The organism is Frankia alni ACN14a, assembly GCF_000058485.1.
In the GTDB taxonomy this organism is placed as follows: Bacteria; Actinomycetota; Actinomycetes; order Frankiales; family Frankiaceae; genus Frankia; species Frankia alni.
Window position 1 is genome coordinate 5794002 of record NC_008278.1, and the last position, 20862, is coordinate 5814863.

The following is a 20862-nucleotide window of genomic DNA, read 5'->3' on the forward strand; positions in this document are numbered from 1 at the left end:
TCCGCAACATCTCGACGACAAATGGCGGCGTCACGTCCAGCCACCATCTCCGCCTCATCACGGCCTGCGACACCTCCACTGCTGTCGGAATGACGACTCATCCCGGAGCATCGGCCATTGAAGACGGCCACATACGATTTCCTCCGACCGGGACATATGATCTTGGGCCGCCGGTACGGCGGGTTCTCCAAGGCATGTCCGCCGCATCAGGGAGGCATCCGATAGACCGCAACGAGCTCATCGACCTGACTCGACGGGCGCTCAAAATCGTCACCGACAAGACAACGGACATGACGCCCGAGGAGCGGCGTCAACCGGCGGCCGTGTACACGGAACGGGAACGCTTCGACCAGGAGCGGGAACTCGTCCTGAACTCGCCGCAGCTCGTCGGCTACCGGTCCGAGCTGCCGAACCCGGGAAGCTACTGCACGAAGACCGTCATGGACGTTCCCGTGCTGTTGACCCGCGGGTCGGACGGCATTGTCCGGGCCTTTCAGAATGTGTGCGCCCATCGTCAGGCGCCGGTCGCGCAGGGCTGCGGCGAGGCCGAGCGGTTCGTCTGCCCGTACCACGCGTGGACGTACGACAACCGCGGCTGCTTCACCGGTGGTCCCGGCCGGGAGGGCTTCCCCGCCACGATGGCGGGCGGCGTCCGCCTCACCGAGCTGCCCGCCGCCGAGCATTCCGGTTTCCTGTGGGTGGGCCTGCGCCCGGACGCCGGGCCGCTCGACATCGGCGCCCACCTCGGCGATCTGGGCCCGGAGCTCGAGTCCTGGAACATCGGCAACTGGGCACCGATCGGCGAGAAGACCCTCGATTTCCCGATCAACTGGAAGCTCGCGCTGGACACGTTCGCGGAGAACTATCATTTCGCGACCGTGCACAAGGACACGTTCGCCCTGTTCACCCGGAGCAACTGCGCGCTGTTCGACTCCTACGGCCCGCACCACCGGCTGGTGTTCCCGATGCGCCACATCGGCGATATCGCCGACCAGCCGGAGGAGAGCTGGGAGCCGCTGCACAACTTCGTGGTGATCTACGCGTTGTTCCCGAACATCGTCCTGTCGTGCACCGTGGCCAACGGCGAGGTGTTCCGGGTCTACCCCGGCACCGGACCGGGTCACTCGGTGACCTTCCACCAGAACGCCACCCCGATGGACCTCAGCGACGAGGGGAACCGGAAGGCGGCGGACGAGATCTTCGAGTACGCCCACGCCACCGTCCGCGACGAGGACTACGTCCTGGCCAGCGACATCCAGCGGACCATGGCGACCGGCGTGCGCCCCGAGCTGGTGTTCGGCCGCAACGAGCCCGGCCTGCACCACCGGCACGCCGCCCTCGACGCCGCCCTCGGTGCCGCCGGCCAGTCGATCGCCGAGCCGCTCGGCCGCTGACCCCCACGCGGGCGCCCCGCCCCCGCCCGCATCCCACCCCCGGTCCCGGCCGCGGCGCCACCGCGGACGGGACCGGGACCCCGTCCCGGCCCGTCCCACGCCGATCGAACCCGCGCCGTGGCGGAAGGTCCCTGAATGAGCTGCGATGATCAGGCCGTGAGCTCCTCGCCGCCGCCCGCTCTGCCGGGTCGCGGCTACAAGGCGATCCGGGCCTCAACCTGACGATCACGACGTTCCGCGGTTCCGCGGAACCGCGGAACCGCGCCCGTGAGCACGGGGTTCCGGCGAACCGCGCCATGCCGGCGGGGGTGCTCTTGCGCGGCTGATGCTCGTGGTCGGAGACATGTGGACGTAATGGGGGGGGCCTAACGTGCTCGACGTCGAGGACGCCGGGTGATGAGTCGAGGGATGCCGATGCCGATCCAGGGCGCGGACGATGCGGAGCCGAGCAGGGCCGCCAGGCCGACATCAGCCGCGGAACCGGCCCCCGGAGTCCGGCCGACCGTCGGCGTGGGCGAGGGAATTGTGCCGGTCGTCGACATCTCGGCGTGGACCGGTGCGTGGACCGGTGCGTGGACCGGTGCTGGGACCGACGCCGGGGCCAACGCCGGAGACAACGGCGGGGCCGATGGTGGTGAGCGGGCGGCCGAGCGGCGGGCGGTGGCGCGGCGGCTGGACGAGGTGTGTCGGACGGTGGGGTTCGCGCAGATCGTCGGGCACGGGGTGCCGGCGGGGCTGATCGCCGACACGTTGGCCGTCACCTCGGAGTTTTTCGAGCTGCCCGTCGAGGAGAAGGCGCGGCTGCTGCCGCCGGGGCCGGAGGTCAACCGGGGCTACGCGCCGTTCGGCAGCGAGGCGCTCGCCTACAGCCTCGGCGCCGAGACGGCGCTGCCGGACATGTTCGAGGCGTTCAACATCGGCGTCGACGCCTGGCCGGCGGGGGACGCCTACTACGAGGCCGAGGCGCACCGGATGTTCGCGCCGAACCTGTGGCCGGCGCGCCCGGAGCGGATGCGGGCGGTGTACGTCGCGTACTTCGACGCGCTCGCCCGGCTGGCCGCCACGCTGATGTCCGCGTTCGCCCAGGCGCTGGACCTGCCCGAGGACTACTTCGCCGGACGCACCGGGCGGGCGCCGAACGTCATGCGGGCCAACCGGTACCTGCGCCAGCCGGGCTCGCCGGACGCGGCGCCGGGCCAGCTGCGGATGGGCGCCCACACGGACTACGGGGCCTGCACGATCCTGCTCGCCGACGACGTGCCGGGCCTGGAGATCCTCGGCCCGGACGGGGCATGGCACGGGGTGCGGCCGGAGCCGGGGGCGTTCATCGTCAACATCGGCGACCTGCTCGCCCGGTGGACGAACGACCGGTGGCGTTCGACGCTGCACCGGGTAGTGCCGCCTCCCGCCGCCGAGCGTGGGCCGGCGCTGCGCCGCTCGATTGCCTTCTTCCACGAGGGCAACCACGACGCGGTCGTCGAGTGCCTGCCGACCTGCGTGTCCGCCGACAACCCGGCGCGCTACCCGGCGGAGACGGTCGCCGACCACCTGATGGCCAAGCTCCTCGGCCCGCGCACGCTGACCTCGTCCGCGGCGACCTCGACCACCACCGACCGCCTCTCCACCTGACCGGCGCCCCCGGGCGGGGGACGGGTCGGCGCTCACCCCGGCGTGATGAACGTCAACACGGTTCGCCGGGCGCGTCGGGAACCTCGTCGGCGACGGGCTGGCGGGGACGCCCGCGGCCAGCGGTTTCCGCTGGGGGGCCGCCGCGGCAGGGCCGCCGGTCCCGGGCGGGCACGACCTTGGGCCCCCGGCGGGTGCCCGGCGGCGGCGTAGCGTTCCCGGTATGGCATCGGTACCCACTGCACCCGTCGTCGCGACCGGTCTCGTCGGAGGCTATTCGGCCGCCCGTCTCAGCGGGCGCCGGGAACTCGCCGGCGTCGTCCTCGCCGTCGCCGGCACGGTCTGCGGGCGCAGCTGGCTGCGCTCGCGCGGTCCCGTGCTGACGGGCGTGCTGCTCGGCACGTACACGGCGGCGTTCGGGGCGGCCCACCCGCTCGCGAAGAAGCTCGGAGCCTGGCCCTCCGTCCTCACCGTCACCGCCGCCGCCACGGCCACGACCTACCTGCTCGCCGACCGTCCCTCCGCCTCTTCCGCTCAGCAGCGGTAGACCCGGGCGGCGTTGGCGGCGAACAGGCCGTCGCGGGCCGGGGCGGCGAGCTCGTCGACGAGCTGCGCGTACGTCCCGTACAGGTCGTCGTAGCTGCCGAACATGCCGTCGACGGGGAAGTTCGACGCGAAGAAGCAGCGGGCCGTACCGAAGACCTCCAGGCTGTGCGCGACCCACGGCCGGAACGACGCGGCGTCGATGCGATGCAGCGTCATCGCCAGCCCGGACAGCTTCAGGTGCACTCGCGGGCCGAGCGCGGCCAGGCGGGCCAGGCCGTCGCGCCACGCCGCGGCGTGCTCCAGGTCCTCCGCCAGCGGCCAGCCGGCGTGCTCGACGACGACGGTGAGGTCCGGGAACGCGGCGAGCGCCGCGGCGGCCGCCCGCATCCCGTCCGGATGGACGACGAGGTCGTAGACCAGGCCGCGGTCCTGGAGCGCGCCGAGCAGGGTGTGCCCGGTGTCCGTGTCGAGGTCGAGACCGGCGCTGGCGCGCACGCCGCGAAAACCCGGGGCGCCCGCCTGGGCGTCGAGCTGCGCCACGATCCCGGCCGCGCCGTCCCGGCCGTCGACCCCGCCGATGATCGCCTGCGGCTGGCCGGTGGCCTTGGCGAGGCGGGCGATCTCGGCGGTCTCGCCCACGAAGTGCTCGGGCGCGGCGGTGACGTGCACGTACGCCTCGACGTTCCAGTGGCCCGCCTCGGCGAGGTACGTCGGCTGGTCGAACGGGCGGCGCATTCGGTCGGCATCGGGCATGCCGACGGCGGCGAGCGAGGTGTCGGCGGCGGCGAGGAACGGGTACCAGTCGGTGCGCGCCGGATCCCAGTGGTGGACGTGGGCGTCGACGACCCGTTGCGGATGTTCCACAGCAGCCTCCCGGGGACGGAGCCGATCAGCCGAACGGTGCACGGGGCCGATCAGCCGAACGGTGCACGGGGCGATCAGCCGAACGGTGCGAGGGCGTCGCGTAGCACGTCGTCGGTCCAGGGGCCGAGCTCGGCCCCGGCCAGCGACGCGGTGACGGCCGGCGCCGGGTGTGCGCGCAGGCCCAGCCAGCCGGGCCGGACGACGAGTTCGGCGCCGGCCAGCGCCGCCGTGTCCGGCGCAGCGACGAGGCTCGCCACCAGCTCGACGAGCCCGACGCGGTCGGCCGGGTGTGGGCTCTCCGCGCTGACCGCGAACTCCAGCAGCCCGGGGTTGGACGCGGTCGGGATGATCGGGGTGTCGTTGACGGAGCGGGCGAGCTGGGTGACGGCCTGGGCGGCGCTGCGGCCGCCGGGGCTCAGCGCGGGCACGACGTGCACGACGCGCAGCGCCCGTCCGGTCGCCGCCACGTGCCGCGCGGCGGCGCGGGACCACGCGGCATGCCCGAGGATCGTCGCCGCCGTCCCCGCGTGGCTGGCGAGGATCGCACGCCAGTCCCCGCCCGATTCCCCGCCGGGGCTGGTCGCGTCGGCGCCGTGGATGACCACCACGGCGCCGAGCCCGGCGGCGGTGGTCGCCGCGGCCCGGCCCAGGCCCTGCTCGGCGGCGGCGAAGCCGGTGGCCGCGTCGTCGGTCCCGGTGACGCCGACCGGCGCCGCGGCGGTGGTGTAGCCCCACGGGGCGAGTGCGGCGGCGAGCTGGTCGGCGAGCGCGCGATCATCGCCCACGACGAGGCACGCCCGCACGCCCGGTTCCGCGGAACCGCTCGGCCCCGCCGAACCGGGGGGTACGGCGGCGAGGGGTGCGGAGCGCGGGTTCGAGCCGCCGGTCGAGCGCTGCTGCGCGTGGGCCGGCGCCAGCACCGGGCGCGCGAGCGCGCCCAGGGCGGCGGCAGCGCCCGCACCGCCCGTCGCCACCGCCTCGACCAGCCGCGGCGGCGCGATCAGGGACAGCTCGGAACCGGCGGAGAACAGCACCCGCCCGCGGCACCAGCCGAACTCCTCGCTCGCCAGCCGGGCGGCGGCGGGGGCCATGTGCTCCGGCTGCGGCATCGCGGACAGGTCGAGGCCGCGCGGATCGGCGCCGGCGGCGACGAGACCCTCGGTCACCATCCGGGTCGCGGCGATGGGCGACAGCGCGTTCACCGCGACCCCCGCGGGCAGGACCGGGCCGAGCTGCCAGGTCAGGGCGGCGACGGCCCGCTTGGCGCTGCCGTAGGCCGGGCCGTCGACCGAGGTTCGCGCCAGCCCGACGCCGGAGGTGACGCCGACGATCCGGCCGTACCCGGCGGCCGTCATCCGCGGCAGCGCGGCGGCGAGCAGGGTGAGATACCCGCCGAGGTGCACGCCGAGCAGCGCCGCCCAGTCGTCCGCGGCGACCTCGGCGGCGGCGTCGCCGATGCGGGGGAAGCGCACGATCCCGGCCGCGTTGACCACGACGTCCAACGAGCCGAACCGGGCGACGGTCTCCGCCACGAGCCCGCGCACGGCGTCGGCGTCCGTGACGGAGATCGGCGCGGCGACGGCCCGGCCGCCCGCAGCCTCGATGCGCCGCACGGTCCGCTCGGCGCTGCGCTCCCCCAGCGGCTCGCCGCGCAGGCCGTCGCCGCTGTCCAGCACGACGACGATGGCGCCGCGCCGGGCGAGCTCCACCGACACCTCCGCGCCGATGCCGCCCCCGCCACCCGTCACGATCGCCACGCGGTCCCGCACCCGACCGACCTCCCATCCGCTCCGACAGGTGACGCCGCTCACACGCTATGTGCGCGACGATTTGTCGTCAACGTGGCGGGCTGCCCCCGCCGGCGCCCACACTCGTGCCAGCACCAACCGGCTCCCGCAGGCCGACCCAGAGGCTGTCGCGGGCCCGCGTGAGGGCGACGTAGAGCTGGCGGCGTTCCAGCACGGCGCGTTCGCGGTAGGCGTCGTCCGACTCGGTCGCGCGCCGCGGGCGCGGGAAGCGGTTGCGGTCCGGGATGTACACGCGGGCGAAGTCCAGGCCCTTGGCCCGGTGATAAGTGCCCACCTTGACCGCGTTGGACGTCGTCCCGTCGTACTCGAGCAGCGACACCGCCGGGATGCCGGCCCGGGTCAGGAGGCGCTGCCAGCTGGCGACCGCGTCGTTGGTCGAGGTGAGCAGGGCCATGTCGCCGTAGCGGACCCCGCGGCCGTCGTGGGCGTCGACCAGATCCGCGCGCAGCGCCGACACCTGCTCGGCCTGGCCGGTGACGGCGACCTCGTCGACCTCGCCGCCGGGACGGTCGATCTCGACGTGACGCCGGCCGCGTTCACCGGCGACGTCGAGGTCGTCGAAGCTGTCGCCGGCGACGACCTGCTGGGCGTAGCGCAGAATCGCCTCGCGGTTGCGGTAGTTGCGGGCGAGCACGGTGGACCGCCCGACGACGGACACGCCGGCCTCCGCCAGCGTGAACCCGCCGGGGTAGACCGACTGCTGCCCGTCCCCGACGACCAGCAGGCCGTCCTGCCGGTCACCGACGAGGGCGTGCAGGAACTGCAGGCCGACGCAGGTCAGGTCCTGCACCTCGTCGACGATGACGGCGTCGAACTCGTCGCCGGCGTGCTCCCTCGCCAGGTCGCGGGCCAGCAGCAGCACGTCGCCGCGGTCGAGGACCCCGCGGGCCGTCCGCAGCCGCTCGTAGTGCTCGTACAGCTCCCAGACGGCGCGCCGGTGCGTCGGCTGCAGCGGCATGCTGCGCCCGACCCGGGCAAGCTCGGCGTACTGCTCGAAACCGGTCAGGCCCCGGCCCTTGATGACGGTGGCGATCTCGTCGCGCCAGTATCCCGGTTCCACCCCGCAACGGCCCAGGACCGACGCAAGCCCGACGCGCCCCCACGCCAGCCAGAAGCAGTTCTCGGCGATCCCCCGCTGGTAGCGGGTGCGCGCGCCCCGCTGTTCGAGATGGCGAACGGCGAGCGCGTCGACCGAGGTGAACTCGATCCGGTTGACGTGCTCCGGGGCCATCCGGGCCAGCAACGCCCGGTTCACCGGCCCGAGGGTGCGGACCAACGAGGTGACCAGCACCCGGTCGCCGCGGGCGGCCAGGTACTTGGCCCGGTGCAGCGCGACGACGGTCTTGCCGGTGCCCGCCGCGCCGCGGATGCGCGCCGGCCCGGACGAGCGGCGGCAGACCAGCCGGGCCTGCATCGGATGCAGCCAGGTCATCCACGTCTCGATCGGCTCGCGAGCCGCGGCGTCGACGAGCTCCCGCCACAGCTCGTCGCGGCTGAACAGCCCGTCCACCTCCGGTGCCCGCCCGGCCGGTGGTGCCGGCACGCCGGACAGTGCCGGCGCAGCGGGAGGTGGCGGCGCAGCGGAAGGTGGCGGCGCGGCGGGCAGTGGCGGCGCAGCGGACGGTGGCGGGGGCGTGCGGGTGGCTCGCGACGGGCGCACTCGGCGGGGCAGGTCGGTCGGGGAGGCGGCCACGGCGGCGTCCTGCATCGGCGGGCACGCCTCGTCCAGGCAGGCCAGCACGCGTTCCACGACGGCGGGTTCCAGCCGCAGGCCGCGCCGCACCAGGTCACGGGTGAGATCGAGCTCGCCGGTGACCTGCACCCGGTCGAGCTGCTCGGTGCCCCGCCGTCCCACGAGGACCAGCAGGGGCACCACCTCGGTCGGCGGCAGGCCCGCGTCCGCCAGCACCTGCTCGACCGCCGCCGTCTGATCGGTCAGCTTGCGCAGTTCGTCCTCGGCGTTCTCGTCGCCCCGCCACAACCGGCCGTGCTCGACTCTGACCTCGCGCCAGTTCTTCACGTCCACCACGAAGACGCCGCCCGGGCCGACCACCAGCACGTCGATGTTGGCGCGGCGGGTGCCGGGCCACCGCCGGTCGGGCAGCACCCGCCACCCGGCGTCGTCCATCCCGACGAGCACCCGGACGACGTCGCGTTCTCCTCGCGCCCCCGCCTCCCAGGCCCGGCGGCTGCGGCGCAGCTCGCGGAGCAGGTCGGTCAGGTGCTGGATCTGCCGCTGGACTCCGTCGATCTCCATGCCGATCAGGACGGCCTGGCCGAACGCCGACGGCTCGATCTGGGCCTCGACCTCGACCTGGGCCTCGACCTGGGCCTGAACCTCGACCTGAGCCTGAGCTGCGGCCGGCACGCCCGACCGACCTGGCGACATGTCATCTCCTCCCCACCGAGAGTCACCAGGAATGCTATGCCTATATCGGTCCTTTAGCGATGTTTGCCGTCGATGGCGTCCTGTAGCTGCCAACCTCCCGTGACTGCCGGCGCCCCGGTCAGGGGCCGGCCTGGACGTCCGCGGTCAGGTCGCCCAACAGCTCGCCGAGACGTTCCCAGGCGGCCTGCGCGGCCACGGTGTTCGCGCCGGTCGGCGGCCCCGCGGCAAGCAACTGGACGGTCTTCACCGCCGCGTACAGGTACAGCGGGCGGGCCCGCCAGACGGTGAGCTGCGGATACGTCTCGTCCAGTGCGCGGTGCACAGTCCGCCGCAGGGGGACGTCGGGGGTTCGGCGGGCGAGATCCATCCGGTGCAGGATGGTCACGGCCGCGTCGATCTCGTCGGGGTCCGGGCGCCAGGCGCCGGCCCGCAGCGCGGCCTCGGCCTCGGCCAGCGCCTCGGCGGCGGCCACCGCCGGATCGCCGCCACCGTAGGGCACGGGCGGCGGGGCCCAGTCGTCGTCATCATCGGTCACCCGACCACGGTCCCTCACCGACACGGCTCTGGGACGCCGAGTGACGAGACCCATAGTGGACGAAGAATGCACTGAATTCGGCGTGCACAGCGTGCACGATGCGCGGGCCGGCGAGTAGGTCACGTCGGCCTCACGGGCTGGCCCGCACGGGCCGACTGGCATGATCGGCGCCATGCGACCGAGCCGGCGAGCCCTGGTGATCGCGGCACCGGTCGCGGCGGCCGGTGCCGTCGCCGTCGGGTTCGCCGCCGGCGGGCTTGCCGCCGGCGCCGTCGGCCGATCCTCCCCCGCGGACGGACCTGCCGCGGCAGGCTGGACGCCGCCCCCCGCCGACCCGCGTGCCGGCGGCGAGAGCGCGGCACCCGGCGCGGCATCACCGGTCGTGGCGTCACCGGCCGCGGCGTCGTCGGAGCCGGCCATCGGTCCGGCCGTGGTGACCACCACGACGTTCAGCAGTGCGGCCCGGCGGCGGCCGGTCACGATGGTCACCGTCACTCCGGCAGGCGGCGGGCGTGGCCTGCCCGTGTGCCTCGTGCTGCACGGCCGGGGTGATGACGCGCGCCGCGCCGTCGGCCTGCTGGGCCTCGACCACCTGTTGCCGGCCGCGATCGGCGCGGGCGTGGCGCCGTTCGCCCTGGTGACCGTGGACGGCGGCGAGACCTACTGGCACCGGCGGGCCACCGGCGACGACCCGGAGGCGATGATCCTCGACGAGATCCGGCCCCGGCTGGCCGCAGCGGGCTTGCGCACCGTCCGGCTGGCGGCGCTGGGCTGGTCGATGGGCGGTTACGGCGCGCTGCTGCTGGCCCGGCGCCATCCCGACCTCGTGGTCGCGGCGGCGGCGAGCAGCCCGGCGATGTGGCGCAGCTACGGCGCCAGCGCCCCCGGCGCGTTTGACTCCGCCGCCGACTTCGCCGCGCACCGGATCCTGGGAACCGCGCCGGCGCCGGGGGTGGCGTACCGGATCGACTGCGGCGACGCCGACCCGTTCGCCGCCGTCTCCCGGCAGGCCGTCGCGGACCTGCGCCCGCAGGAACACAGCCTGGGCCCCGGCGGGCACACCCCGGCCTACTGGCGCTCGGTCGCCCCGGCCCAGCTCGCCTTCGTCGGCGCCGCCCTGCACCGCTCCGCCTGAACCCGCACGCTGGCCACCAGAAGGCACAATGATCACTCCGCTTGGTGCGCTGCCCTACGAGATCTCCGCGGGTGACCGCGCGGATCCAGAGGTCTACGACCGAGAGGGCCACCTCGTCGGCCGCGGCGTGTTGGAACCGGAGGTGCTGCGCAGGCTGCGAACGCCGTTGATCGAGGCACTGGTGGCGGACGGACACGTGGCGGTCGTCGAAGGCGAGAAGGACCGGTTCGCCTGGTGCGGGGACGCGTCGAGCTTCGATCGGCGTCTCGATCGGTATCGCGACGGATTGACGGCCGCCTGTGAGGAGCTGGTGGTGGCCACGGGCATCGCCAGCAGGGCAGTCGAGGCGATGTGGGGACGCCGACCGGCGATCTGGCGGTTCACGAGAGTCTTCGTCATGGTGCCGGGCGACCCCGATCGCGTGCATCGCGACGGCTGGTACATGCTCGGCGCGGGCGCGCCCGACGAGCATCTCAACCTGTGGATACCGCTGACTCGTGCGGACGAGGGCGACGGCACGCTTGCCCTTGCGGTTGGAACGCACCGCATGGCAGATCAACCCGCGGAGGTGGCCGTGGCCCATCCGATGCACAGCGAGGTCCTCGTCAACACGGGAAACCCGCCGCCGGCGGAGGTGCTCGCGCCGCTGTGGCGCACGACGACCTTCGAACTCGGCGACGCCGTGGCCTTCCGCCCCGACAGCGTGCACTCCGCGTCGGCCAACACGGGTCAGAATCTTCGTATCGCGATCGGCCTGCATGCCCAGGACGCCCGACTGCCATTGTCACCCAGGGCCGGGCTGACCCTCGACCCCGGGCGTGATCTGATCGCCGTCGAGTGGCTCACGCTGGCCGTCCTCGCTGTCCAGCCGAGCACGCCGTGGCTGGCTCGCCAGGCGTTCCTTCCCCGCGGGATCATCGGTCGGCTGTGGACCCAGCAACTCGACGAGTTGACCCTGAGCGCGTTCCCGGTCCTCGAGAGGCGAGGTCTGATCGAGCCACACGAGATCCAGCCCCAGGCAGACGAGGTCAATCATCGGTACTTCCACGCCACCGCGCGGGGTTGTTCCGAGGTCAGGCAGTGGCTGGTGGGTTCAGGTCCGGTCGACGATCATCTGCGTGCGGTCAGGCTGTTGTTCGCCGAATGGCTCGGCATCGGCGGGTCGTCCTTGTTGACGAACCAAGGTGGCTGGTTGTCAGGGCCCGGGAGCTGGTAGCCGGCGCCGCGAGGACGGGGCGAGCGGCGGGCCGCGTGAGCCGGTGGGCACGCGGCCTGCCCGAGCGGGCCGTCCAGGCGCTCCCGGTCTGGCCGGGAACCGTGGGACGACCGGCCCGTGAGAGCCGCCTGGCTACCCGATCGCCTGGACCTTGGCGGCCTGCAGGCCCTTCTGGCCCTGCTCGATGTCGAAGCTGACGCGCTGCCCCTCGTCGAGGGACTTGAAGCCCTCACTCACAATCGAGGAGAAATGGACGAAGACGTCGCCGCCCCCACCGTCCACCGAGATGAAACCGAAGCCCTTTTCGGCGTTGAACCACTTCACGGTTCCTGCTGACACAGTCGCTCCTCACTGTTCCTGCCGCGGCGCATCCACACGACGCGCCGCATATCTCCGCCGACCGGATCCGCTCCGGTCGATGGATCGTGCCATCCTGAAGGTGACCGGCGACACCAAGAAGAGCAACGTGGGCAAGCGTACCCGCATGCGGCGCGTACGCCGAGCGGTACCGACCCTCCGCGGTGCCGTGCACGCCCGTCCGTGGTGCCCGGCGCGGGCGGGGCAGGGCAACCCTGGGCGGCGCCGGGGCGTGCCGTTGTCGCATAGCATGGCGCTATGGCGGTAGACGATCTGTGGACGACCGCCGATATCGCTCGTCGGCTGTCGATTTCGGCACATCGCGCCCGTGGGCTGTGCGCCCGTGACGATTTCCCCTCCCCCATCCACTCCGTGGGCCACTTTGTCCTGTGGCGGGCGCGTGACGTCGAGGCCTGGCTGACCGAGGGCCGTCCTGATCTCTGACGGTCCCGGCCGCGCCGCCGGAGTCCGTCGGCGCGGGTCGCGTACCACCGGGGGCGGCACGTGCCGGGTGGGCGGCAGGTGCTGGTGGGGCGGCAGGTGCTGGTGCGGCGACGCATACTCGGCGGGCGGCACATGCTGGGAGAGATAGCCTTCGGGCTGCTCGGCGTCGCGCTCGTGGTGACGGCCGCCCTCACGGCACGCCGGTTCGGCCTGCCGGCGCCCGTGCTGCTGGTCGTCGCGAGCGCGGTCTACGCGCTGCTGCCCGGGCCCACCGTGCGGCTCGAACCGGACCTCGTCCTCGCACTGATCATTCCACCGCTGCTCTACTCCGCCGCCCTGAGCTCAAGCCTGGTGGAGATCCGCGCGAACCTGCGCGCGGTGGTGTCGCTGTCCGTTCTGCTCGTCGTCGTCACCGCGGTCGTGATCGGGGCGGCTCTCGTCGCCGTGGTGCCCGGCCTGTCGTTCGCCGCCGCCTGCGCCCTCGGGGCGGCGCTGGCGCCGCCCGACGCGGTGTCGGCCCTGTCGATCGGACGCCGCGTCGGCCTGCCGGACCGGCTGCGCACCGTCATCGAGGGCGAGAGCCTCTTCAACGACGCGACGGCCCTGACCCTGTACACGGTGGCGGTGGCCGCGGTCGTCGACGGACGGTTCGACGTCCCGTTGGTCGCCGGCCGTTTCCTGCTCGCAGTCGTCGGCGGGCTCGCCGTCGGCCTCGCCGTGTCCTGGTTGATCGGCCAGCTCCGGCGGCGCATCGAGGATCCGGTGACCGAGACGACCGTCTCCCTGGCGACGCCCTTCGCCGCCTACGTGCCGGCGGAGGAGCTGCACGCCTCCGGGGTCCTCGCGGTGGTGACCGCCGGGCTGATCCTCGGTTCCCAGTCCCGCAGCCTGCTCTCCGGGCCCGCGCGGCTGCATGCGCGCGCGGTGTGGCGGCTCGTGGACCTCCTGCTGGAAGGCTTCGTCTTCCTGCTCATCGGCCAGCAGCTCGCGGCGGTCATCCCGGCGATCGGTGACTACCCGCGCTCGACCGTCGCGGCCGCGACGGCGGTGACGGTCGGCGCGGTCGTGCTGGTCCGGCCACTGTGGCTGCTGCTGCCCACGATCCTGCCGAGCCACGAGCCAGCGCCGACCCACGAGCCCCCGCCGACGCCCGCAGCGCCGGCGGCGCCCGCAGCGCCGACGGCCCCCGAGACGCCGCTGACGCGCCTGCGCCTGCTGTCCCCCCATCCGTACCTCTCGACCCGCGAGCTGGTGGCGCTGTCCTGGTCCGGGATGCGGGGAGTGATCTCCCTCGCCGCGGTCTTCGCGCTCCCGCTGTCCATCGACGGGACCGGCTTCCCGCATCGGGACCTGCTGGTGTTCTGCGCCTACGTCGCGGTGCTGGTGACGCTCGTCGGGCAGGGGCTGACCTTCGGACCGGTCCTGCACCGGCTGGGGGTGCGGCCCGACATCGACGAGGGCCGGCGGCAGCGTGCCCGGGCCCGGGTCGCGGCGGCCGACGCCGGCCTGCGGACCCTGGCCGTCCTCCATGATCGCGGCCAGCTTCCCGACGATCTCATCCTCCGGCTGCGCACGGTCGCCGAGGAGCGCAAGCGGCGCAGTGAGGACAGCCTGCGTGCGCTGAAACGCGCCGACGCCGGCCGGCCCCCCACCGCGAGCCTCACGGAGGCGTTCAGCCGGGTTCGCCGCACGATGATCGAGGCCGAACGCGACGAGCTGCAGCTCTGGCGGGACACCGGTCACCTGTCCGACGCCTCTCTGCGCCTGCTCGAGGACGAGCTCGATCACGAGGAGGGCGCGCTACCTCCACCGCAGCCGCCACCCTCCTGACCAGGACCTACCGGTGCAGGGCCAGGACCCGGGCCGACCCGCCCAGCCACGCTGGCCCCTGGCCGGGCGGGTGGGGAGCCGGGGGCGCTCGGCAGTCCGAGCGCGAGGATGGCGATGTCGTCGTGCGGTGCGCCCTCGGCGAAGTCGAGAACCTCGGCCTCGACGGCCGCCGTCAGCCGTGCGGCGGTGACCGGGCCGAGGGCGCCGACCAGGGAACGAAGTCGATCGTCGCCGTACTGCTCGCGGCCGCGGCGCGCCTCGGTGACGCCGTCGGTGTAGAGCAGGAGCATGTCGCCCGGGTCCAGCCGGATCGGGGTGTCCACCAGCTCGGCGTCGTCGAAGAGCCCGAGCACGAGGCCGTGCACGCCGACCGGCCGCACGTCACCGTCGGCGCGGCGCAGCAGGACGGGGGTGTGGCCGGCCGAGCAGAGGGTGAGCCGTCGGCCCGAACGTGCGTTGCGGACGTCCAGATAGGCGGCGGTCAGGAAGCGCTCGCTGTCCGGGCGCTGCGTCAGCAGGGCCGTGTTGAGCTGGCCGAGGATGGCGGCGGGACTGGTGCTGTGGCTCGCTGCCGCCCGGATCGTGTAGTGGGCCAGGGCGGTCACCCGGGCCGCCTCGACGCCCTTGCCGGCGACGTCGCCGAGCACGACGCCCAGGCCGGCCGGTCCGGTGTCGAAGACGTCGAAGAAGTCGCCGAGCACCTGGGAGCCGTCGCCGGCCGGCCGGTACCGGGCCGACAGGTCCAGGCCGGGCACCTCGGGCAGGCGGGGCGGCAGCAGGCTCGCCTGCAGGGTGCGGGCCAGCTCGGTGGCGCGCGCGAGCGTCGCCCGCAGCGCGATCTCGCCGGAGGCCGCCTCGGACAGCGTCTCCAGGATCGTGCGGTCGCGGTCGGTCCACGGACGCGGATGGTCGTCCGCGATGCTGAAGACCCCGACGATCTGGCGGTCCGGGCCGAAGACCGGATGGCCGGCCCACGCCGCCACGCCGAGCGTGGTGGCCATCGGGTTGTCCCGGGTGCGGGCGTCCCCCGCCGTGTCGGACACGGCGAGTGGCGCGGCGGCGTCGATGACCAACGGGCACAACACCGCGGCGAGCGGGCGGCACCGGCCGGTCCGGGCCACCGGATCCACCCCGGCCTGGGACAGCACGCCGGCCTGGGACAGCGCGCCGGCCAGGGTTGTCGCGCCGGCCTGGGACTTGACGAAGGCATGGCGGTCATCGACCACGGTGAGCATCGCCAGCGGGGCGTCCAGCATCATCGCGGCCAGCCTGGTCAGCCGGTCGAACGGCTCCTCCGGGTCGGAGCCGAGCAGGCCACACCCACGGACCGCGGCCAGGCGGACGGGGTCGACCATCCGGGCACCGAGGTCCTGCGTCGGATGGGCCCGTCCCCCCGCCGGCCCGCGTTCCACAGCACCCAGACTAGCCGTGCGTACGCCCCCTTTCCGGCCATCGATGGACGACAGCCCGGCCCCGGGGCGGGCGGCGACTGGCCATCCCCGCGCGGACGTGCATACTGGAGGTGATGACCGAGTCAGCGGTGCCCCGACGTCGCCTACCCAACAGCCCCTTCAAGGTTCCGGCGGTCCCCGCGCAGGAGCGGTTCTCGGTCGGTGACCGCGTCACGCATGACGTGTACGGGCTCGGCCGGGTTATCGGGGTCACTGGAGACACCTCCGTGGATGTTGATTTCGGCTCCCGGCAGGAACGCATCCCGAGCCCCTTCAGCCGGATGTACCGGCTCTGACGACCCGCCCACAGGTTCCATCGGCACGCAGGCTTCGCGCCGCGGCCAACGGCTCCAGGGTGTGGTCGCAATACCGATCGTCGTCCGACGATCCGTCCTCGAAAGCGAGACACCCCCATCGCTACCTCATCGATCCATCCTTTCTCCGCGCAACGGGCGGCCCGGTCGCAGCCGAGGCGTGAGCTTCCGCCGCCGACGACCCGCCCCTTCCGGATCCCGGACTTCGCCCAGCCTGCCGCGGAGGCCAGCGCGCACCCGATCGCGGCCACCCAGGTCGCCAGCCTCGTCTTCCAGGCTCCGCCGGCAGCCCCGGCCGCAGCCTCCCAGGACGTAACCACCCGGGACGTAACCACCCGGGACGCGACCTCCCGGGACGCTGTCTTCCCGTTCGCCGACCAGCCGGCCGCCCCGAACCGGCGCAGGCCCGCGGCCACCCCCGTCCGGCACAACCAGCGGCGTCGTCGCCCCACTCGCTGACCGTCCCACCGCTCAGAACGGCCGCGCCACCGCGAAAGCGGGCCGAGCCACGCCGTGGCCGCCGGGAAGGCGGCCCTCTGCCACATCGACGGCGCCCCGCCCCGGACCAGCGTCCGGAAGGCCGGTTCCTCGGCCGAGCCCGGCATGGGACCGCCGGGCGGGAACCGTCTGTCTCCCCCGGCCCCAGGCTGGTGACTGAGCCCCCGACAGCAGGACCCCTTCGGGCCGACGATCCTTTGGAACGGCCGCCGGACCACGCCGCCCGGCAGGATCCCTCGGTCCGCGACACGGCCACATCACGGCCGCGACCCGGCGACCGGCAGGCACCCAGGTCAGGGTGAGCGGTCGACGGAGCGGATGGCGGCGGTGACGGCCGCCAGTGCGAGCAGACGGACGAGGTCGACGTCGGCCTCGACCCGCCCGGTCGCCGCGGCGACGAACGCGTCGCCGTCGAGGCGGGTGTGCGGCGGAGTGATGGCCCGCGCCAGCCCGTCGTGGGCGCCCTGCGCGACCAGCAGGCAGCTCGTCTTGTCCAGGCGGGCGTTGGTGACCACCACTCCGATCGTGGTGTGGGTCCGCCCGGCCGCAAGATCGAACGGTCGCCACTGCGATTCGGCGGCGTCGAGGGGCACGGGATCGCCGCCGTGGTCGACATCCCCGAATGCGTTGACCACGCACAACGCGGCGACGCTGACCTCGCCGCGGCACCGTTGCGCGTGGCCGAGCCCCCCGGGGCGGCGGTGCTCGGGCCCGCGCCACTGGCTCGCGTACGCCCCCGTGCCGGCGCCGACCCGGCCTCGCAGCACCTGCTCGCCGCCGGTCGCCCGCGCGGCCAGATAGCCGGCGTCGGCGGTCGGCCGGGCGGTGGGCGCTCCGACGGCGAGGTCGAACAGAGCCAGTGCCGGGACGACCGGCACCGGTCCCCCGCTCGTGGGCACGCCGCGGCCACGCTCGGCGTAGTAGCGCATCACCCCGTCGGCGGCGGCCAGACCGAACGCCGACCCGCCGGTGAGCAGCACGGCGTCGATGCTGGCAAGCGCCATCTGCGGCGCCAGCGCGTCGAGCTCGCGCGAGGCCGGTGCCCCGCCGCGCACCTCCGCCGAGGCGACCGTGCCCACCGGCAGCTCCACCACCGTGCACCCGGTGACGCCCACCGGGTCGGTCCAGTGCCCGACCCGCACCCCCTCGACCCCGATCGCCATCGCGCCGAGCCTCGCACGGATCCGTCTCGGGCGACAAATCAGCATCCGGTCCGGCGGACGGGCGCGACCCCGTCGCCGGCCGCCTCGCCAACCGCCACCCGCCACCCGGCGCATGCACCGCCGACCGTCCGGCGGGCGGCGCGGTGCCGGCCTCCCGGACGGTAGCGTCCGGGGCATGAGCAATGTGCTGATCTCCGCGACGGACCTGGTCCGGCTCCTCGACTCCGCGCGGCCCCCGCGGGTGCTCGACGTCCGCTGGCAGCTCGGCGGTCCGCCCGGGCGGGACGGCTACCTGGCCGGGCACATCCCCGGAGCGGTCTTCGTGGACCTCGAGACCGAGCTCGCCGCGCCGCCCGTGCCGGCACAGGGCCGCCATCCGCTGCCGGACGTCGCCGCGCTGCAGCGGGCCGCCCGCGGCTGGGGGCTGTCCACCGGGGACACCGTCGTGGTCTACGACGACTCGGGCGCGATGTCGGCGGCGCGGGCCTGGTGGCTGCTGCGCTGGGCCTCGGTCGAGCCGGTGCTGATCCTCGACGGCGGGCTCGCCGCCTGGACGGCCGCGGGCGGGACGCTGCAGACGGAGCCGGTCCAGCCGCCGCCCGGGGACATCACCCTCGTCCCCGGCGCGCTGCCGACGCTCGACGCCGACGGGGTCGCGGCGCTGGCCCGCGACGGGATCGTGCTCGACGCCCGGGCCGGCGAGCGCTACCGCGGCGAGGTCGAGCCGGTCGACCCGGTCGCCGGGCACATCCCCGGCGCGCACAGCGCCCCGACCGGGGACAACCTGGGCGCCGACGGGACGTTCCGCTCCCCCGCCGAGCTCGCCCGCCGGTTCGCGGCGCTCGGTGTCACCGGCGAGCAGCCCGTCGGGGTGTACTGCGGCTCGGGCGTGACCGCCGCCCACGAGGTCGCGGCGCTGGCCATCGCCGGTCACCCCGCGGCGCTGTACCCGGGCTCCTGGTCCCAGTGGTCGAACCTGCCCGACCGTCCCGTCGCCACCGGCCCCGAGGCCGGCTGAGCGAAAATGGTGCCGCAGGGCGCGTGCCGCAGGACGCAGGAGTGCGCGCCGTCGGATCGTGCCCGCATGACCAGCACATTCTCGAATGCGGGCGCGCCGCACCCGTCAATGCACGGGAAACGTCCCGATGATTGTTAGGCTGATCGTCGTGGATGGGAGCATCGGGCGATGACACTGCTGACACCTGAACTCCGTGACCTGATCTCCAGTGGTCCGCTCGCGCACCTGACGACGATCAATCCGGACGGCAGTCCCCAGGTGAGCGTCATCTGGATCGGGCTGGACGGTGACGACGTCGTCAGCGGTCATCTGGGCCGGCACGTGAAGGTGCGCAATGTGGAGCGCGATCCCCGCGTTGTGCTCTCCTTCGACGCGCCGCGGGTGCCGGGAGCCTTCCTGGCCGAGTACGCCGTCCTGCATGCGACGGCCACCGTCACCGCCGGGGGCGCCCTGGATCTGCTGAACAGCCTGACGAAGGTCTACGTGAACCCGGACGCCGACTTTCCGGGCCCCAGGGGCGACGGGTTCGTCCTGCGCTATTCGATCAACCGTGTCGGTGGCGTCGGTCCCTGGGCGGCGGCGCGCTGAACCTCGGCCGCCGGTATGCCGGCGGTTGTCGAATCTCGCCGACGGCGACGCGCCCCTGGCCGCACCCGCGCTGACGACCCCCGAGCAGTGGCGCGATTATCTGCGCGAGTACAGCGAGACGTATCGGACGACGGCGACGGCCCCTGGGCGGCGGCGCACTGAATCCTCGCCGTGGACGCGCCGCCCGGCCATCGATCAGGCTGGCAATTTCCCGTCGAACATTGTCACGCCGGCCGGCGGTCGGCGCCGCACCCCATCGATAGCGTCGGCACCGACCCCCCATTCCGGGGTCGGGAGACGGGCCAGCCCCGTATTACGCGGTTGACCGCTGAACCAGAGGAGTTGTCGATGACCGATCGCACGGCCGACACGCCCACCCCGCCACGGGCTGCGATGCTGCTGTACCCCGGGCTCACCCTGCTCGATCTGATCGGCCCGCAGACCGCTCTCGCCCCCGTCATGGAGGTGCATCTGGTCTGGCGGACGCTCGACCCGGTCATGTCCGACACCGGCGTCGCGGTGATCCCGACGACGACCCTGGCCGACTGCCCGCCGGACGTCGAGGTCCTGTTCGTCCCCGGCGGGCGGGACCAGGCCGCTGCGGCGGACGAGGACGTCCTCGCCTTCCTCGCCGACCGAGGCTCGCGGGCCCGCTACGTCACCGCCGTCTGCGGAGGCTCGTTGCTCCTCGGCGCCGCCGGACTGCTGCGGGGCTACCGGGCTGCCACCCACTGGGCCGGCCGCGACGTGCTGGCCCTGGTCGGCGCCGAGAACGTCAACGACCGTGTCGTGATCGACCGTAACCGGATCACCGGCGGCGGCGTCACCGCCGGCCTTGACTTCGGCCTCACGCTGCTCGCGCAGATGTTCGGCGACGACGTCGCGAAAATCGCCCAGCTCGCCATGGAATACGACCCGCAGCCGCCCTTCGACTGCGGTTCTCCCGAGAAGGCCGGCCCCGCCCTGACCGAGCTGGTGCGGGCCACCACCCGGCAGACCAACGACGACATGATCCGCGTCCTGACCGACCTCGACAGCCGGGGCTGGGGCCACGGACGGAGCGTCGTCGCCGCCGGTTGACCCGCGGGCCGACCCGGTAGCTCAGGCGAGGGTCCAGATCCGGACGCTGTCCTGGCCGCCGCTGGCCAGGGTGCGGCCGTCCGGGGAGCAGGCCACCGACTCGATGAGCGAGCTGTGGCCCCGCACCGCGGTCCCCTGCGGGCGCGGGGCGTCCGGCCCGGTGAGGTTCCACAGGTTAAGGGCGTCGAAGTCGCGACCGCGGCGAGCGAGCCGTCGGATGTGAAGCACACCGGGCCGTCGCCGGCCATCGGCTGGCCGAACGGGCTCAGGGAGGTCCGGTCGGCGGAGACCCGCCACAGGTGCACCGCGTCATCGGAGCTGCCGGTGGCGAGGACACGGTCGCGCCGGCCAGCCGCTCCCCCGCCGCGGGGCCGGACCGCCCTCGACCGCGCCCCTGGCACCGCCGATTTGACCACGGGCCACGTCCGCGTCAAATTACTCTGAGTAACAATCCGTGACGCTGGGTGGGGAGCTTGTGATGACGGGACCGTCGTTGGACTCGGCGGGCGCGACAGCGGCCACGACGTCATGATCGGCCGTCGGCCGCTTCGTCGCCACCCGGCCGCCCCGGCGGCACCGAAGGGTCGCCCTGACCGGCCGCTGTCA

General features: G+C 73.9%; 19 protein-coding genes. 11 read left to right on the forward strand and 8 right to left on the reverse strand.

The features are described from left to right. Positions 1 to 194: 194 nt before the first annotated feature. The 3 genes from FRAAL_RS23275 (at position 195) to FRAAL_RS23285 (ending at position 3567) form a co-directional block, all read left to right on the forward strand. Complete coding sequence (locus tag FRAAL_RS23275) at positions 195 to 1394, forward strand: aromatic ring-hydroxylating oxygenase subunit alpha (protein ID WP_011606424.1); 1200 nt, start codon at positions 195 to 197, stop codon at positions 1392 to 1394. Positions 1395 to 1904: 510 nt separating this feature from the next. After that, positions 1905 to 3023: an isopenicillin N synthase family dioxygenase gene (locus FRAAL_RS23280; protein WP_011606425.1), complete on the forward strand. Its 1119-nt coding sequence runs from the start codon at positions 1905 to 1907 to the stop codon at positions 3021 to 3023. A gap of 220 nt (positions 3024 to 3243) precedes the next feature. Then, on the forward strand, positions 3244 to 3567 hold the full coding sequence (locus tag FRAAL_RS23285; protein WP_011606426.1) for a hypothetical protein: 324 nt from the start codon (positions 3244 to 3246) through the stop codon (positions 3565 to 3567). Here the strand turns inward: FRAAL_RS23285 and FRAAL_RS23290 are convergent. The 4 genes from FRAAL_RS23290 to FRAAL_RS23305 form a co-directional block, all read right to left on the reverse strand. Beyond that, a complete protein-coding gene (locus FRAAL_RS23290) occupies positions 3555 to 4430 on the reverse strand; it encodes an amidohydrolase family protein (RefSeq protein ID WP_011606427.1) in 876 nt (291 codons plus the stop codon). The two genes, FRAAL_RS23285 and FRAAL_RS23290, sit on opposite strands and share 13 nt — an antisense overlap. Before the next feature lie 74 nt (positions 4431 to 4504). Then, positions 4505 to 6199, reverse strand: a complete 1695-nt coding sequence (locus FRAAL_RS23295) for an SDR family NAD(P)-dependent oxidoreductase (RefSeq protein ID WP_157734291.1) — start codon at positions 6197 to 6199, stop codon at positions 4505 to 4507. A 67-nt stretch (positions 6200 to 6266) separates the two neighbouring features. Then, a complete protein-coding gene (locus FRAAL_RS23300) occupies positions 6267 to 8627 on the reverse strand; it encodes an NERD domain-containing protein (RefSeq protein WP_157892197.1) in 2361 nt (786 codons plus the stop codon). Between the two features lie 118 nt (positions 8628 to 8745). Next, a complete protein-coding gene (locus tag FRAAL_RS23305) occupies positions 8746 to 9162 on the reverse strand; it encodes a hypothetical protein (protein ID WP_041939679.1) in 417 nt (138 codons plus the stop codon). A gap of 172 nt (positions 9163 to 9334) precedes the next feature. On the opposite strand from FRAAL_RS23305, the gene FRAAL_RS23310 reads away from it, so the two are divergent. Together FRAAL_RS23310 and FRAAL_RS23315 are read left to right on the forward strand one after the other, a co-directional pair. Continuing rightward, entirely contained in the window at positions 9335 to 10297 is a 963-nt protein-coding gene (locus FRAAL_RS23310) for an alpha/beta hydrolase-fold protein (RefSeq protein ID WP_041940917.1), read from the forward strand. A gap of 28 nt (positions 10298 to 10325) precedes the next feature. Next, the gene (locus FRAAL_RS23315; RefSeq protein WP_011606432.1) at positions 10326 to 11513 is read left to right on the forward strand and encodes a phytanoyl-CoA dioxygenase family protein; all 1188 of its coding nucleotides are present in this window, start codon (positions 10326 to 10328) and stop codon (positions 11511 to 11513) included. 132 nt (positions 11514 to 11645) lie between these two features. Here the strand turns inward: FRAAL_RS23315 and FRAAL_RS23320 are convergent, their stop codons facing one another. Next, on the reverse strand, positions 11646 to 11852 hold the full coding sequence (locus FRAAL_RS23320; protein WP_041939680.1) for a cold-shock protein: 207 nt from the start codon (positions 11850 to 11852) through the stop codon (positions 11646 to 11648). Positions 11853 to 12128: 276 nt separating this feature from the next. Here FRAAL_RS23320 and FRAAL_RS33595 point away from each other — a divergent pair, with 276 nt between their 5' ends. After that, a complete protein-coding gene (locus FRAAL_RS33595) occupies positions 12129 to 12314 on the forward strand; it encodes a helix-turn-helix transcriptional regulator (RefSeq protein WP_011606435.1) in 186 nt (61 codons plus the stop codon). A 78-nt stretch (positions 12315 to 12392) separates the two neighbouring features. After that, a complete protein-coding gene (locus FRAAL_RS23325) occupies positions 12393 to 14144 on the forward strand; it encodes a cation:proton antiporter (RefSeq protein ID WP_231861227.1) in 1752 nt (583 codons plus the stop codon). Here the strand turns inward: FRAAL_RS23325 and FRAAL_RS23330 are convergent. Further along, positions 14099 to 15556 (reverse strand): PP2C family protein-serine/threonine phosphatase, encoded by a 1458-nt coding sequence (locus FRAAL_RS23330; protein WP_011606437.1) that lies wholly within the window; start codon positions 15554 to 15556, stop codon positions 14099 to 14101. The genes FRAAL_RS23325 and FRAAL_RS23330 overlap by 46 nt on opposite strands. A 113-nt stretch (positions 15557 to 15669) precedes the next feature. Between FRAAL_RS23330 and FRAAL_RS23335 the strand changes: the two genes are divergently transcribed. Continuing rightward, positions 15670 to 15891, forward strand: coding sequence for a hypothetical protein (locus FRAAL_RS23335; protein ID WP_041940919.1), 222 nt, complete (start codon positions 15670 to 15672; stop codon positions 15889 to 15891). Between the two features lie 809 nt (positions 15892 to 16700). Here FRAAL_RS23335 and FRAAL_RS23340 read toward each other — a convergent pair. Further along, positions 16701 to 17570, reverse strand: coding sequence for a P1 family peptidase (locus FRAAL_RS23340; protein WP_041939681.1), 870 nt, complete (start codon positions 17568 to 17570; stop codon positions 16701 to 16703). A gap of 175 nt (positions 17571 to 17745) precedes the next feature. On the opposite strand from FRAAL_RS23340, the gene FRAAL_RS23345 reads away from it, so the two are divergent. From FRAAL_RS23345 to FRAAL_RS23355, 3 genes are all read left to right on the forward strand, one after another. After that, complete coding sequence (locus FRAAL_RS23345) at positions 17746 to 18588, forward strand: sulfurtransferase (protein ID WP_011606440.1); 843 nt, start codon at positions 17746 to 17748, stop codon at positions 18586 to 18588. A 168-nt stretch (positions 18589 to 18756) separates the two neighbouring features. Next, positions 18757 to 19176, forward strand: a complete 420-nt coding sequence (locus FRAAL_RS23350; RefSeq protein ID WP_011606441.1) for a PPOX class F420-dependent oxidoreductase — start codon at positions 18757 to 18759, stop codon at positions 19174 to 19176. 348 nt (positions 19177 to 19524) lie between these two features. Then, positions 19525 to 20256, forward strand: coding sequence for a DJ-1/PfpI family protein (locus tag FRAAL_RS23355; protein WP_011606443.1), 732 nt, complete (start codon positions 19525 to 19527; stop codon positions 20254 to 20256). Between the two features lie 21 nt (positions 20257 to 20277). On the opposite strand, the gene FRAAL_RS23360 is transcribed toward FRAAL_RS23355, so the two are convergent. After that, complete coding sequence (locus FRAAL_RS23360) at positions 20278 to 20484, reverse strand: WD40 repeat domain-containing protein (RefSeq protein ID WP_011606444.1); 207 nt, start codon at positions 20482 to 20484, stop codon at positions 20278 to 20280. Between the last annotated feature and the right edge of the window lie 378 nt (positions 20485 to 20862).

Excerpts from the sequence above, each read along its gene's own strand:
- FRAAL_RS23335 (WP_041940919.1), top strand. The coding sequence starts at position 15,670 with ATGACCGAGTCAGCGGTGCCCCGACGTCGCCTACCCAACAGCCCCTTC.
- FRAAL_RS23300 (WP_157892197.1), bottom strand. The coding sequence starts at position 8,627 with ATGTCGCCAGGTCGGTCGGGCGTGCCGGCCGCAGCTCAGGCTCAGGTC.
- FRAAL_RS23275 (WP_011606424.1), top strand. The coding sequence starts at position 195 with ATGTCCGCCGCATCAGGGAGGCATCCGATAGACCGCAACGAGCTCATC.
- FRAAL_RS23340 (WP_041939681.1), bottom strand. The coding sequence starts at position 17,570 with ATGGCGATCGGGGTCGAGGGGGTGCGGGTCGGGCACTGGACCGACCCG.
- FRAAL_RS23345 (WP_011606440.1), top strand. The coding sequence starts at position 17,746 with ATGAGCAATGTGCTGATCTCCGCGACGGACCTGGTCCGGCTCCTCGAC.
- FRAAL_RS23355 (WP_011606443.1), top strand. The coding sequence starts at position 19,525 with ATGACCGATCGCACGGCCGACACGCCCACCCCGCCACGGGCTGCGATG.
- FRAAL_RS23315 (WP_011606432.1), top strand. The coding sequence starts at position 10,326 with ATGATCACTCCGCTTGGTGCGCTGCCCTACGAGATCTCCGCGGGTGAC.
- FRAAL_RS33595 (WP_011606435.1), top strand. The coding sequence starts at position 12,129 with ATGGCGGTAGACGATCTGTGGACGACCGCCGATATCGCTCGTCGGCTG.
- FRAAL_RS23350 (WP_011606441.1), top strand. The coding sequence starts at position 18,757 with ATGACACTGCTGACACCTGAACTCCGTGACCTGATCTCCAGTGGTCCG.
- FRAAL_RS23310 (WP_041940917.1), top strand. The coding sequence starts at position 9,335 with ATGCGACCGAGCCGGCGAGCCCTGGTGATCGCGGCACCGGTCGCGGCG.
- FRAAL_RS23285 (WP_011606426.1), top strand. The coding sequence starts at position 3,244 with ATGGCATCGGTACCCACTGCACCCGTCGTCGCGACCGGTCTCGTCGGA.